This is a genomic window from Oceanobacillus sp. FSL W7-1309 (assembly GCF_038002145.1).
GTDB classification, from domain to species: Bacteria; Bacillota; Bacilli; order Bacillales; family Amphibacillaceae; genus Oceanobacillus; species Oceanobacillus profundus.
Genome location: NZ_JBBOBX010000002.1, coordinates 1,681,206 through 1,695,251, shown reverse-complemented (window position 1 = coordinate 1,695,251; position 14,046 = coordinate 1,681,206). Strand labels below are relative to the sequence as shown.

The window sequence follows — 14,046 nt, the reverse complement described above, 5'->3', positions numbered from 1 at the left end:
AGGCGGAAAATATGACAATTACAATAGAAAGCAAGCTGCACGTATTAAAAAACGGGCATGTTACAAGTCCAAAAGGGTTTACAGCAGGTGGTGTACATTGTGGCCTTCGCAAAACAAAGCTGGATTTCGGATGGATTCATTCAGATAATCCAGCTGCAGCTGCTGGTGTGTATACCTTAAACTCCTTCCAGGCAGCTCCATTAAAGGTGACGAAAGAAAGCATTGAAAAAGAGCAGCTTATTCAAACGATAGTTGTTAATTCGGCAAATGCTAATGCTTGCACGGGAGAGCAGGGGTATAAGGATGCACTGGAAACACAGCGTAAAACAGCAGAAAAAATGGGAGTTGCGACCCGTCATGTTGCTGTAGCATCAACTGGAGTTATAGGCGTACCACTGCCAATGGAAAAAATGAAAGCTGGCATTGAATTGATGGATAATCAGCATAGCCCGGAGAAGTTCGAACAAGCAATTTTAACCACGGATACCGTAACAAAACATATTGCCGTTCAATTGGAAATAGATGGTCAAAAAATAACGATTGGTGGAGCGGCAAAGGGATCAGGAATGATCCATCCGAACATGGCGACGATGCTTTCATTTATTACGACAGATGCTGCTGTGGAAGCTGCTAGTTTACAAGAGGCACTGCGTGAAGTGACGGATCAGTCATTTAACATGATTACAGTCGACGGAGATTGCAGTACCAATGATATGGTATTAGTGCTCGCGAATGGCAAGCAAAATAACAATCTACTGAATGACCTGCACCCAGAGTGGCAATTATTTAAACAGGCGCTGCAATTTGTCAGTAAAGAGCTCGCAAAGATGATTGCTCGAGACGGAGAGGGTGCAACGAAGCTCATTGAAGTTCAAGTCAGTGGAGCTTCAACGGCAACAGCAGCCGGTCAGGTAGCAAAAGCAATTATTTCTTCTAATCTTGTAAAAGCAGCCGTTTATGGGGCAGACCCGAATTGGGGGCGAATTGTTTGTGCGATTGGCTACAGTGAACAGCCACTCGACCCGCAAAAGGTATGTGTCTCCTTAGGTGATATCGAGGTAGTAAGGAACGGGCTCCCAATAGATTTTGATGAAGCAGAAGGAGAACTCTATCTTGGCAATGAAACGGTCGTTTTAAAAATTGACTTGCAAAATGGACCACATGAAGCAACAGCATGGGGCTGTGATTTAACGTATGACTACGTCAAAATAAATGCTTCTTATCGAACGTGAGGTGTAGTAATGAATATTCTTGTTTTGAAAATGGGTGGCAGTGTATTAGCAAAGCTTCCGGACTCCTTTTATGAAACGGTTGTAGCTTTAAAGAAACAGAACATATGTGAGCCGGTTATTGTTCATGGTGGTGGTCCAGAAATTAATCAAGCATTAAAAGAATTTCATGTTGAGAGTAAATTTGTGGATGGTTTACGTGTAACGACGAAGGAAGTATTGGATGTTGCAGAGATGGTAATGAGCGGTTCGATTAATAAGAAAATCGTAGCTAATTTGCAAAAACAAGGTGGTACAGCAATTGGCATGAGCGGTGTCGATTGTAAGCTTCTGCAGGCGGAGCCTATTGATGCGGCAGGGAAGTTCGGCTTAGTCGGTCAGGTAAAAGAAGTAAATGTGTCGTGGCTTGAAACAATCATGGAGCATGGAGCGATTCCAGTTATTTCACCGATTAGTATCGATGCAGCTGGTGAGCGTTTAAATATTAATGGGGATATGGCAGCAGCAGCCGTTGCCGAAGCATTAAAAGCAAAGCTAGCGTTAATCAGTGATATTCCGGGAGTAATGGAGAACATATCTGGAAAAGAGATCGTACATGGGCAATTAACGAAAGTCGAGATTGAAGAAAAAATTGCTTCGGGAGTTATTTATGGTGGGATGATTCCTAAAGTTCTCTCTGCCTTAAAGGGTTTATCTGGAGGAATCAAGGAGTCAGTTATTTTAAATGGCTTAGCACCAGAAGATATCAAAAAGTATATCGAAGGAAAACAAGCAGGAACGAAAGTAGTCATGAAAAAGGAGGAAGAGCAACATGTCTGAAGCTATGATTCAACAAACAAACCATTCTGTAATGCATACATATCAACGCTTTCCACTATCAATTGCAAAGGGGAAGGGAAGTTATGTCTGGGATCAAGATGGAAATAAATATTTAGATTACACTTCTGGCATTGCGACGTGTAATTTAGGGCATGTTCCGGATTCCGTTCATCAAAAGTTAAGTAATCAGCTTGATAATCTATGGCACTGCTCGAACTTATATGAAATTCCAACGCAAAATGAGCTTGCAGCGTTGTTAACAGAAAACAGCTGCTTTGATCGTGTGTTTTTTTGCAATAGTGGAGCAGAAGCAAACGAGGCAGCTATTAAATTTGCTAAAAAATACGCAAAGGATAAAGGTTACACCGAGCGTACGGAAATTGTCACATTCCATCAATCGTTTCACGGTCGTACTGGGTCGACGATGGCGGCAACTGCACAGGAAAAAATCCATCAAGGATTTACTCCCTTAACACCAGGATTCAGGTATTTAACGCTAAACGAGGATAAAGCACTTGAATCCGTGAATAATGGAACAACTGCAGCTGTTTTACTTGAGCTTATTCAAGGAGAAGGCGGTATAAATGCAGTAGAACAAGTCTGGATTGAAAAACTATCTGCACGTTGTAAGGAAGCCGACATTTTATTAATGGTGGATGAGGTGCAAACTGGCGCAGGTCGTACAGGAACGTTATTTGCTTATGAGCAGTTTGGGATTGAACCAGACGTCATGACATCAGCTAAAGGACTTGGATCTGGTTTCCCAATTGGAGCGATGTTAGCGAAAAAAGAATGTGCTAGTACATTTAGTCCAGGGACACATGGTAGCACATTTGGGGGGAATCCATTAGCAGCAACTGCTGGTATTGCAACAATAGAAACGATACTTAAACAAAATATTTTAGAACAGGTTAAAGTGAATAGCAGCTGGCTGCAAGAACAGTTGGAAGCATTGCAAGCGAAAGAAGAAGTAATGGTTAGTGTGAAAGGAATTGGATTTTTAATTGGTGTTGAATTAAAGGAAGAGGCTAACTTTTTTATTAAAGCATTCCGTGAAAAGGGAATTCTCGTTTTATCTGCTGGTTCGCACGTATTGCGTATTTTACCTCCATTAACAACGACAAAAGCAGAATTGACCCAATTTATCGAAGTATTTAAAGAGGTACTAGTAGAGATGAAGGGAACTACAGTATGACAAAGGGCTATCTCATTCTGGAAACTGGTGAAGAATTTGTTGGAGACTGGATAGGCACTGAACAGGAGGTTAGTGGAGAGGTTGTTTTTAATACGAGTATGACCGGATATCAGGAAATGATGACAGACCCTTCCTATGCAGGACAACTGCTCACCTTTTGTTATCCAATGATAGGGAATTATGGCATGAATGCTTATGATGATGAGAGTCAAGGATTGGCCGTTTCTGCTGTTATTGTTAGTGACATGTGTGAAGAACCAAGTCATTATCAAGCAATGACTTCTTTTTCCGAGAGATTAAAGGCTGCCAGTATTCCTGGGTTAATGAATGTGGATACCCGCGCATTGGTTGGCGTCATACGAAAAAATAAAACGGTCAACGGAAAAATCATTTCGGAAAAACAAAAGAATGCACATGAAATGAACTGGGAAGCGCCAGATTGGCTAGCGGTTATAGAACAAGTTTCTGTTAAGAAACCGATTTCTTATGGAAGTGGACAGCATCACATTGTGTTGGTGGATTATGGCTATAAGAAATCAATTCTCGATCAATTGCTTGCTCTAGGCTGTAAAGTGACAATCGTTCCCTTCGATACACCATTTGAAAAAATAAAGGAATTCGAGCCAGATGGGGTTTTACTTAGTAATGGACCTGGAGATCCGCTAGCATTGGCGCGATATTTTCCGGACATAAAGCGTATAACTAAAAACTTCCCAACCCTTGGAATCTGTCTAGGACATCAGCTTCTAGCATTAGCCTATGGTGGAAAAACAAAGAAGATGCAATACGGTCATCGTGGAGGGAATCATCCAGTTAAAGATATGCAAACAGGGAAAGTGTGGATGACGTCGCAAAATCATGGCTATGTCGTAGAGAAGGATAGTCTTTCCAAGCAAAACTTTGATATCTGGTTTCAGAATGTGAATGATCATTCGCTGGAAGGGATAAAACATCGGCAACTTCCGGTTCAATCTGTACAGTTTCATCCGGAGGCTCACCCTGGACCAAGTGACACAGCTTATATTTTTCTGGAATTTATTCAACAAGCAGCAGCTAATAGACAGAAGGGGGCAATTATTTATGCCGAAGCGTAAAGCAATAAACAAAGTAATGGTGATAGGATCTGGTCCCATTGTGATCGGTCAGGCGGCCGAGTTTGATTACGCAGGCACACAAGCATGTTTAGCTTTAAAAGAAGAAGGAATTGAAGTTATTTTAGTAAATAATAATCCTGCAACGATTATGACAGACGACGGGGTTGCAGATCGTGTCTATTTAGAACCACTCGATGTAGGTACATTGGAGAAAATTATTGCAAAAGAACAGCCAGATGGTTTAATTGGTAGTCTTGGTGGGCAAACGGGTTTGAATTTAACGGTTGAATTGTCTGATAAGGGAATTCTTGATAACTATCATGTGGAGCTATTAGGCACTTCGGTTTCTTCCATTAAGAACGGAGAAGATCGGGAATTATTTCGCAGGTTAATGATTGATATACAGGAGCCGATTGCAGACTCAAAAATCATTCAATCGGTTGAGGAAGGTCTAAGTTTTATCGAGGAAATTGGATTTCCGGTTATTTTACGTCCTGCCTATACACTTGGTGGTGAAGGCGGAGGATTCGCCTATCATAAGGGAGAGTTTGTGAGTTTGCTGAAACAAGGCCTTGCATTAAGCCCGATCCATCAAGTGCTTGTTGAAAAAAGCATTAAAGGATGGAAAGAAATAGAGTACGAAGTAATGCGCGATGAAAATGACACCTGTGTTATCGTATGTAATATGGAAAATTTTGATCCAGTTGGTGTTCATACGGGAGATTCGATTGTGGTAGCACCTTCTCAGACGCTCTCAGATGTGCAATATCAAATGCTTCGTACTGCATCATTAAAGGTTATCCGGGCACTTGATGTTGTCGGAGGGTGCAATATACAATTCGCACTCCATCCAACATCTAATGAATATATCATTATTGAGGTTAATCCAAGGGTTAGCAGATCTTCTGCATTAGCCTCGAAGGCCACTGGTTATCCCATTGCTCGGATTGCTGCTAAATGTGCGATTGGCTATACACTTGATGAAATTTTAAACCCGATAACAGGAAGTACATATGCCTCTTTCGAACCCGCATTAGATTACATTGTTGTAAAGCTTCCCCGCTTTCCATTTGATAAGTTTACGGAGGCGGATCGAACACTCGGTACACAAATGAAGGCTACAGGTGAGGTAATGGCAATTGATCGTTCGTTTGAAGGGGCACTTCATAAAGCAATTCGGTCACTGGAATTGAACTTATATAGTTTACATTTTCCTGGTATGGATCAGAAAAATATACAAGAACTTCTAGACCTGATTGAGATTCCTAATGACCTTCGGCTATTTGCTATCGCGGAAGCATTTAAACGAAAGATTTCAACCGAAACAATTATGGAATTAACGAAAATTGATTATTGGTTCCTGCAAAAGATAAAGCGAATCATTGATTATGAGCAAGTGTTAGTAGCATATCAATTAGCAACGATTCCAGTAGATGTGCTAAAAAAAGCAAAGCAATTGAATATGAGTGATCATCGAATTGCGGAATTACTCGGCACAACCCCGAAGGAATTAAGGGAAAAATATAAAGTGAATGGTATGCAGCCTGTTTATAAATTAGTGGACACGTGTGCAGGGGAGTTTGATGCAGTTACTCCATACTACTACTCCACTTGGCATGGTCATGATGAGGTCCTGACAACTGCTAACAAAAAGAAAATACTTGTTCTAGGTTCTGGCCCAATCCGAATTGGGCAAGGTGTTGAATTTGATTATTGTTCCGTTCATGCTACGTTAGCATTAAAGAAAATCGGCTATGAAGCAGTTGTAATGAACAATAATCCAGAAACAGTGAGTACAGATTACTCTGTGGCAGACCGTTTATATTTTGACCCGTTAGCATTGGAAGATGTGCTTGCTGTCATTGAAAAAGAGCAAGTAGCAGGGGTGCTTATTCAGTTTGGTGGTCAAACAGCTATTAATCTGGCAAATGATTTGAAAGATGAGGGTGTCCATATACTTGGAACATTACCAGAACATATTGACCAGATGGAAGACAGGGAACAATTTTATAACTTTTTGAATGAATTAAGAATACCCCATATTGCAGGACGAATTGTACATGAATTGGATGAACTTCTATCCCTAGTTCATGAACTAGGATTTCCAGTGCTGATTCGACCTTCCTACGTTATTGGCGGTCAGTCAATGTTTATTTGCTATAGCGAGAAAGAATTGTATCAATATACCTCAAGAATTCAACAGGATACGAATGATCGTTGCTGGCCGTTGTTAATTGATCAATACTTACCTGGCTTAGAATGTGAAGTTGATGTTGTAAGTGATGGCAAAGAGGTTGTGATACCAGGAATTGTGGAGCATATTGAGAAGGCAGGTATTCACTCTGGTGATAGCATAGGTGTATTTCCGCCTGTCACCTTAAGCGATAAGACGAAGGAAGCTATCGTGGAAATTGTCCAAAAGATTAGTAGTAATTTACCGGTTATCGGAATGATGAATATTCAATTTGTAATTCATCAGGATACGATTTATGTATTGGAAGTTAATCCACGATCGTCCAGAACGGTTCCAATCATGAGTAAAGTAACTGGTGTCCCAATGGTTGAATGGGCAGTAAGATCGCAACTGGGTATACCTCTAACGGAAATTACAGATGAAGTTAATTTAATGAAGGAACCAGAATATTATACGATCAAAGCTCCTGTATTTTCTGCAAGTAAGCTAAAGGGTGTAGACCATGTGCTTGGACCAGAAATGAAGTCAACAGGAGAAATTATCGGAATAGGATATGATAAAAAAGAAGCATTAAAAAAGACAATGATACGTACACATCACCTAGAAGAACTAACAAAGCCGCTCCAATTATTTGTCTCGATCTCAGATCGGTTAAAACAAGAGAGTCTTCCCATCATTCGTGAATTCTCTGATCGTGGTGCTATTATTACGGCAACAGAAGGCACGGCTAAGGTTATTGAAGAAAATGGAATGGTAACAAAAAGAATTGTCAAAAGCAAAAAAGATATTCTAAATCATTGGCAAGATAATCCACCACATATTGTACTGAACATCCCGAATCAAGGAAGGGAAAAAGAGAAAATTGGCTTTTTAATTCGTGAATTATCGGTACGCTTTCAAGTTCCGTATTTTACGAGTCTTGAAACGTTAAATGTATTTGCAGGCGGGTTAAATCAAGCTTTACATGAAAAAGAGATATTATCTTTACAGGAGTATTTGAGTGAAAGTTTCCGACTGGAAAAAATTATAACAAAGTAAAGTTAGGGCAAGCAGTTGGTTCCTGAATGTGGGACCGACTGTATTTTTTTGACATGGAAAAGTATAAACAGTTATAAAAAATCGCTCTAACGAATGTCAAGTTTTCTAATTAAATGTGAAGTGATTTATCCATATTTTTACCTATTTATCTGTTGTAAAGGATAAATTTGTAGTATAATAGTTATGTTATTTTCAAATAGTTGTGAATTGTAGTAACTCTTTTAGAGCATTAACGATGAATGGAGGCGTACGTTCATGGCTAGTGAACGGATTTTACTTGTTGACGATGATACAGATATGCAAATGGTACTTAAACTGTATCTTGAAAAAAGTGGATATGTTATTTTTACAGCAGAAGATGGTATTCAAGCGATTGCTGTAATTGAGGATAAAAACCCAGAATTGATTATTTTAGATGTTATGATGCCAAACCTTGATGGATTTGAACTATTACCAATCATTCGCAAACATACAGATGTACCAGTCCTTTTGTTTAGTTCGATCGACGACGACATGAATAAAGTGCTTGGTCTTGGAATAGGTGCGGATGATTATTTACCTAAAACAACGAGTATGCCTGTGATGATTGCGAAGATAAAGGCTCATTTAAGGCGCAGTCGAGCAGTTGAAGCGAAGGTAAGGCCAGTAGAAAAAGCAAATTCCGCTATCATTAGCTATCCCGGACTTGAAATTAATTTGACAAGTGCAGTAGTTAAGGTGAACGGATCTATTGTGAAACTATCAGCAAAAGAATATCAACTATTATGTATTCTGGCACAAAATCCAGAGCGTATTTATACAGTGGATAAATTATTTGAACTCATTTGGGGTGAAGAAAGTCTAGGAGACTTTCGAACTGTCATGGTACATTTAAGTAAATTACGAAAAAAAATCGAAAAAAATCCAGATGAACCACAGTATATTCACACATTACGTGGGATCGGTTACAAATTCGCTGATCTTGCTCACTAAAGGTTTTTCCTCTTCTATCGCTAAATGTTTAAGCAGTTGACGCACTTCTGAAGGACTTAATCCTATATATTTTGCTTGTTTCATTAAATGAATCCAATCCTGGTCATACACGTTAGAATGATTTGACGGTAACTGTACATTATTTTCCAATGAAGACCCTCCTTGCACTTTATATAAACAGAATAATAGCAAGAGTATAAATTGCGTTAAAGATTAGTTGAAGTTTCCTTTAAGTTTTCTTAAATACCCCCTTAACTATAAAGGAGCGTGGATTACCATGTTTGAACTGCCTGGTTATCGGATTTTAAATGTACTGATAGACAATGAATCTTGGATTCTATATAAAGCTATTTCACTAAAAGATGAAAAAGTTGTCGCGATAAAGGCAGAAAAAAACCGTTCGAGAGTTGAAATTTCACATGATTTTTATATTGCAAAGGATTTAAATAGTGAGTATATTTTACGTCCACTTCATATAGAGAAATATGGAGAAGAAATGTATATCATCACAGAACCCATACAAGGTGAAACGTTAGAGACGAGACTAGAAAGAACAGCGGGTCCTTTTGATGTAAGGAGCTTTCTTAAGATTGCAGCCAAATTAGCTGGTGTTGTTTCACATTTACATCAAGCACATATTATACATAAAGCTTTAAAACCTCAAAATATTGTTCTTCAACCGAGATTACATGAAGTAAAATTAACCGGATTTCATCACGCGACAACATTTTCAAAAGAAATACAGCATACAAATGGTAGTCCATATCAATTTAGAGAGCTAATCACATATATGTCTCCAGAACAGACTGGAAGAATGAATCGTGCGCTAGATTATCGTACAGATCTTTATTCTTTAGGGATTATTTATTATGAGATGATAACTGGAAGACTGCCATTCTCATCAGAACACCCTGCTGAACTCATCCACGCGCATCTAGCGAAACTGCCAGAAAGTCCGCGTTCAGTTAATTCAGCAATCCCAGAACCAATTTCTGCTATTATCCTACGATTGTTAGAAAAAGCTCCTGCGTACCGTTATCAGCATGCGAAACGACTAAAAGATGACTTAGAAAAATGTCTAAAACAGCTGGATGAAACTGGTGATATACAAAATATTGAATTAAGTGATCAACGATCTGAGCGTATTTACGAAAAATCAAGAAGATTATATGGTCGTGCACAAACCATCGAGCAATTAATCAAAAGCTTTTATCGTGTTCAAAAAGGAAGAACAGAACTGGTGCTTATCCCTGGTCCGTCCGGTGTAGGGAAAACATCTGTTGTTCAAGAGCTGCATAAGCCATTGGTAAAGGAAAAAGGATATTTCATTTCGGGGAAGTTTGAACAATTAGAAAAACAAATTCCTTATGCTCCAATTGTATATGCATTCCAAGGGCTGCTCCGTCAGATTGTATCAGAAGGTAAATCTAGTATGGAGCAGTGGGGGAGAAGATTAACGGAATCGTTAGGACACTCTGCAAGCGTAATTGCGAATTTTATTCCGGAGCTTCGCTGGTTAATTGGGGAAAATGGCGAGGTTCCAGATTTGCCCCCACAAGGAGTTCATAATCGTTTTCGGCATGCGATCAGAAGCTTTGTGCGTGTATTTGCAACAAAAGAACATCCACTTGTATTATTTTTAGATGATTTGCAATGGGCTGATGAGGCAACATTGGATTTACTTGATTATCTAGTAAGCAATCCGGATGATCTGTATGTGTTAATTATTGCTGCATATCGAGACAATGAAGTTCATGTCGGGCATCCATTTGAAATCATGTTAAACAAGCTGCAGAAAAGGGATGTCGGCATTACCTTTATACGAATAGCGACATTACTTGCTCAGCATGTTCGTGAATGGGTTAGGGAGGCGTTTTCGTTAGGGGAGGATGACATAGACTTTCTTGTGTCATTTATTTATCGAATTACGCGAGGGAATCCGTTTTTCATCGTCCAAGTAATTCAAACACTTCTAGATGAAAAGGTAATTGAATTCCGAATGGAAAAGAGTGAATGGATACTCAACAGGGATGCAGTAAAGCAGATGCCGATGTCAGACTCGATTATTGATTTCGTATTAAAAAGTATTGGGAGATTACCAAAAGAGACGATTGCCATTTTACAATTGGCTTCCTGCTTTGGAAATCGATTTAACCTCAAGGCATTAGCCAAAATAGCAAACAGAACCTATTTAGAAGTGAGTAAAAGTTTTAGGAATGGACTGGAAGCTGGCCTTATCCTGCCAATCGATTCTAGCTTTAAGTGGGTCTATGAGGATGCTGATTCAAATATCGATCAGGGGTACCCTCCAAGCTATGTATTTGTACATGATAAAATTCAACAAGCCTTTTACACAACGCTTTCAAATGAAAAGCAAATGAAAAATCATCAGCTTATCGGTTTAGAGCTTGTCTATTTATATGGTAAAGCAGAACTAAAATCGCATATTTTTGAGATTGTTAATCATTTAAACCAAAGCAGAGTCCTTTTGACCGAAAAGCAAAAGTTAAATTTAATTGAATGGAACTGGATGGCGGGGGAGCGTGCTAAGAATAGAGCTGCATCTGAATCCGCATTGAATTTCTTTCGGATAGGCAAAGAATTACTTCCAGAAAAACGATGGAGCGCCGCTTATTATCCTTTAACATTTAAAATAATGACAGGGCTTGGAGAGGCCGAGTACTTAAATCATTTATTTCAAGAGGCCGAGAATACATTCGAGGAAATTCTAATAAATGCGAAGACAATTCAAGAAAAGTTACAGATTTATGACTTGAAAATATTACTGAATGTTCATATACACGAGGTGGAAAAAGCCACAAATGCTGGTCTGGAAGGATTGAGTCTAGGTGGGTGGAATTTCAAAAGTAATGCGACAAAGATGGATGTTGCAAAAGAATATCTACTCACGAAGCTTGCGCTAAGAAAGAAAAAGGAAACGGATTTACTGCAGCTTCCGGTTGTGGAAGATAAACTTGTGCATGCCTTGATGCGCACGTTAATTAATTCAAATGCACCAACCTACCATTGGAATCAAAACCTAGCCACCATCTTAATGCTGCGTGCACTGCGATTAACATTGAAATACGGAGATATGGATATTACGGCTCTTGTCTACAACAATTATGCTTTGACACTGAGTGCAGGATTTAACGATTATGATAGCAGCTATCGATTTGGCAAATTAGCCATGAAGCATTTGGAAAAGTTTCAGGATAATAGTTTAAAAGCCCGGGTTTACTTTGTATTTGGCAGCTTTGTTAACCATTGGAAGAAACCGATTCGCGAAAGTCTCGTCTATTTAGAGCAGTCACAGCAGCTTTGTATTGAGTCAGGTAATCTCCATCTTGCTGGAGCTAACAGCTCTTTTATTGCAATTATTCTATTGATAAAAGGTGATCATTTAAACGATGTAAAAAAAGGAATTAAACGGCAGCATGACTTTGCAAAACAAAATGAATATATCATTTCAGATGATTTTTTGGATGAAACCATAGATTGGATTGATGTATTAGCAACTAGGACTGATCCGGTAAACTGGAATTTTCCAGATTTTACAAATGATGTATCTGCAAAAATTGTACATTACACAATCAGACTTCAAATGACATACCTACTGGATAATGAAGATGCTGCATTGGCTATTATGGAAAAGCTAGAATCGATTGTCGATCGTACACTTATTCTTGTCATTGCCCCTGACTATTATTTTTATCACGCATTATGGTTAACGCGACTCATGAGAAGAGGAAAGTTGTCGAGAAATCAAGGACGGCAAAAGCTATTTAAAAGACTAAAAAAGATGAAAATGTGGGCAAAGAACTCCCCAGCTAATTATCGGCATAAATATTTACTATTGGAAGCTGAATGGTTGCACGTAAATAAAAAAGAGCGAGCGATTTATCTTTATAATCGTGCCATACGATTTGCGACGGAATCTGGGTTTATACAAGATGTGGCGATTATCAATCACTGTGCAGCAGAATTTTATTTAGCAAAGAATTTATCAAAATCGGCAAAACCATATCTCGTTGATGCGTATGTTCATTACTTAAAATGGGGTGCAAAACGAATCGCTCATAATTTAGCTGAAGCTTATCCAATCCTTAATCACCAGGAAGGAGAACGTACCTTTAACCTTGAACACCCTCATGAATCGATTGATATGAACACATTATTTAAAACCTCTCGGCTAATTGCTGATGAGGTAATGTTCGATCAATTAGTAGAAAAATTTATGGATCTAATGGTAATTAATGCTGGTGCCGAACGTGCTTTTCTTTTATTGAAGGAAGATGAATTACTTCAGCTTGTTGCAAAAAAAAATGTGCAAGATGAGATTACATTATATAAAAAACCAAAACGGGTGGAGATGTTCCGCGATTTTTCAGAAGCGATTGTTCATTACGTTGCAAATACAAAGGAAGTCGTTGTGTTGGACGATGCTATGAATCAAGGGGAATTTACGAAAGACCATTTTATTAAGCAAACAGAAGCGAAATCAATTCTTTGTTTACCAATTGTGTATCATCGTAAGTTGACAGGTATCCTTTATTTAGAGAACAATCAATCTACAAATGTATTTACTAGAGAAAGGGTAGTTTTGTTAACTTTATTGGCTTCGCAAGTTGCAATTTCTATTGAAAATGCTTATTTGTATGCGAATTTGGAAACCACAGTAGAGGAAAGGACTGCCTTGTTACATGCTGCAAATGAAAAATTAAAGAATGCTAATATTTCCCTAGAGCATGCAGAGGCAGAGCGTACTCGATACCTTTCTACTATTTCACATGACTTACGCTCGCCAATCGCTGCAATTCAAAACTACGTTGATGCCATTTTAGAGGGAATTATTGAAGAGGAACAACGTACAGAGTACCTTCAAATTGTTAAGAAGCGTGTAACTGCTTTAAATGGTCTTATTCAAGATTTGTTTGATTTAGCACAATTTGAATCTGGTAATGTCTCCTTTGCAATGGATGTGATTCCTATTGATAAACTGTTTCTTCATTTATGCAGTCAGTTTGAATTAGAGGTTAACATGAAAGGACTAACCTTTAGATCGGAATACTCTGGTCGCATAGGATCGGGCTATCCGCTAGTTGAAGTGGATGTACAACGAATCGAGCAAGTCATGGGGAATCTCATATCCAACGCAATGAAGCATTCGGACGAAGGTGAAATAGCATTAAGGCTATCATTAGAGAATACAGGTGAAGCCGTTATTTCAATTGCGGACGAAGGACGTGGTATTGCAGCCACCGATCTCCCTTATATATTTGATCAATTTTATACAAAAGCAAATGGAAGCAAAGAGGCAGGGCATGGGCTGGGATTAGTTATTTGCAAGGAAATTATGCAGGCGCATCAAGGAAGAATTTGGGTGGAGAGTGAAGAGGGAAGAGGAACAACATTTTATCTCTCTTTAAAGGTATGGGAAGGTTCGGAATCCGAAGAGGAGATGAAGGTGCTACAATTGGAATAGCTGATAAATAAATGCAGTGG

The 14,046-nt window shown here is 38.8% G+C and carries 8 protein-coding genes; 7 read left to right on the top strand and 1 reads right to left on the bottom strand.

All coding sequences use genetic code 11. The features are described 5' to 3' along the window. Window positions 1–11 precede the first annotated feature (11 nt). The 6 genes from argJ to NST46_RS20940 all read left to right on the top strand — a co-directional run bounded on the left by argJ (window position 12) and on the right by NST46_RS20940 (window position 8,541). Window positions 12–1,232: a bifunctional glutamate N-acetyltransferase/amino-acid acetyltransferase ArgJ gene (gene argJ / locus NST46_RS20965; RefSeq protein WP_303448574.1), complete on the top strand. Its 1,221-nt coding sequence runs from the start codon at window positions 12–14 to the stop codon at window positions 1,230–1,232. 9 nt (window positions 1,233–1,241) lie between these two features. Beyond that, a complete protein-coding gene (gene argB, locus NST46_RS20960) occupies window positions 1,242–2,048 on the top strand; it encodes an acetylglutamate kinase (RefSeq protein WP_341137709.1) in 807 nt (268 codons plus the stop codon). Then, window positions 2,041–3,243 carry an acetylornithine transaminase gene (locus NST46_RS20955; RefSeq protein ID WP_095309832.1) on the top strand — a complete coding sequence of 401 codons (1,203 nt, stop codon included), beginning with the start codon at window positions 2,041–2,043 and terminating at the stop codon, window positions 3,241–3,243. Before argB ends, NST46_RS20955 begins: the two co-directional genes overlap by 8 nt. Beyond that, window positions 3,240–4,337, top strand: coding sequence for a carbamoyl phosphate synthase small subunit (locus NST46_RS20950; RefSeq protein ID WP_095309830.1), 1,098 nt, complete (start codon window positions 3,240–3,242; stop codon window positions 4,335–4,337). The genes NST46_RS20955 and NST46_RS20950 overlap by 4 nt, the downstream gene beginning before the upstream one ends. Further along, on the top strand, window positions 4,324–7,569 hold the full coding sequence (gene carB / locus NST46_RS20945; protein WP_341137708.1) for a carbamoyl-phosphate synthase (glutamine-hydrolyzing) large subunit: 3,246 nt from the start codon (window positions 4,324–4,326) through the stop codon (window positions 7,567–7,569). Before NST46_RS20950 ends, carB begins: the two co-directional genes overlap by 14 nt. Before the next feature lie 255 nt (window positions 7,570–7,824). Then, window positions 7,825–8,541: a response regulator transcription factor gene (locus NST46_RS20940; protein WP_251660601.1), complete on the top strand. Its 717-nt coding sequence runs from the start codon at window positions 7,825–7,827 to the stop codon at window positions 8,539–8,541. Here the strand turns inward: NST46_RS20940 and NST46_RS20935 are convergent. Continuing rightward, window positions 8,500–8,691 carry an anti-repressor SinI family protein gene (locus NST46_RS20935; RefSeq protein ID WP_095309822.1) on the bottom strand — a complete coding sequence of 64 codons (192 nt, stop codon included), beginning with the start codon at window positions 8,689–8,691 and terminating at the stop codon, window positions 8,500–8,502. The genes NST46_RS20940 and NST46_RS20935 overlap by 42 nt on opposite strands. A gap of 127 nt (window positions 8,692–8,818) precedes the next feature. On the opposite strand from NST46_RS20935, the gene NST46_RS20930 reads away from it, so the two are divergent. Next, the gene (locus tag NST46_RS20930; protein ID WP_341137707.1) at window positions 8,819–14,026 is read left to right on the top strand and encodes a sensor histidine kinase; all 5,208 of its coding nucleotides are present in this window, start codon (window positions 8,819–8,821) and stop codon (window positions 14,024–14,026) included. The last annotated feature ends 20 nt before the right edge of the window (window positions 14,027–14,046 follow it).

Excerpts from the sequence above, each read along its gene's own strand:
- argJ (WP_303448574.1), top strand. The coding sequence starts at position 12 with ATGACAATTACAATAGAAAGCAAGCTGCACGTATTAAAAAACGGGCAT.
- argB (WP_341137709.1), top strand. The coding sequence starts at position 1,242 with ATGAATATTCTTGTTTTGAAAATGGGTGGCAGTGTATTAGCAAAGCTT.
- NST46_RS20955 (WP_095309832.1), top strand. The coding sequence starts at position 2,041 with ATGTCTGAAGCTATGATTCAACAAACAAACCATTCTGTAATGCATACA.
- NST46_RS20950 (WP_095309830.1), top strand. The coding sequence starts at position 3,240 with ATGACAAAGGGCTATCTCATTCTGGAAACTGGTGAAGAATTTGTTGGA.
- carB (WP_341137708.1), top strand. The coding sequence starts at position 4,324 with ATGCCGAAGCGTAAAGCAATAAACAAAGTAATGGTGATAGGATCTGGT.
- NST46_RS20940 (WP_251660601.1), top strand. The coding sequence starts at position 7,825 with ATGGCTAGTGAACGGATTTTACTTGTTGACGATGATACAGATATGCAA.
- NST46_RS20930 (WP_341137707.1), top strand. The coding sequence starts at position 8,819 with ATGTTTGAACTGCCTGGTTATCGGATTTTAAATGTACTGATAGACAAT.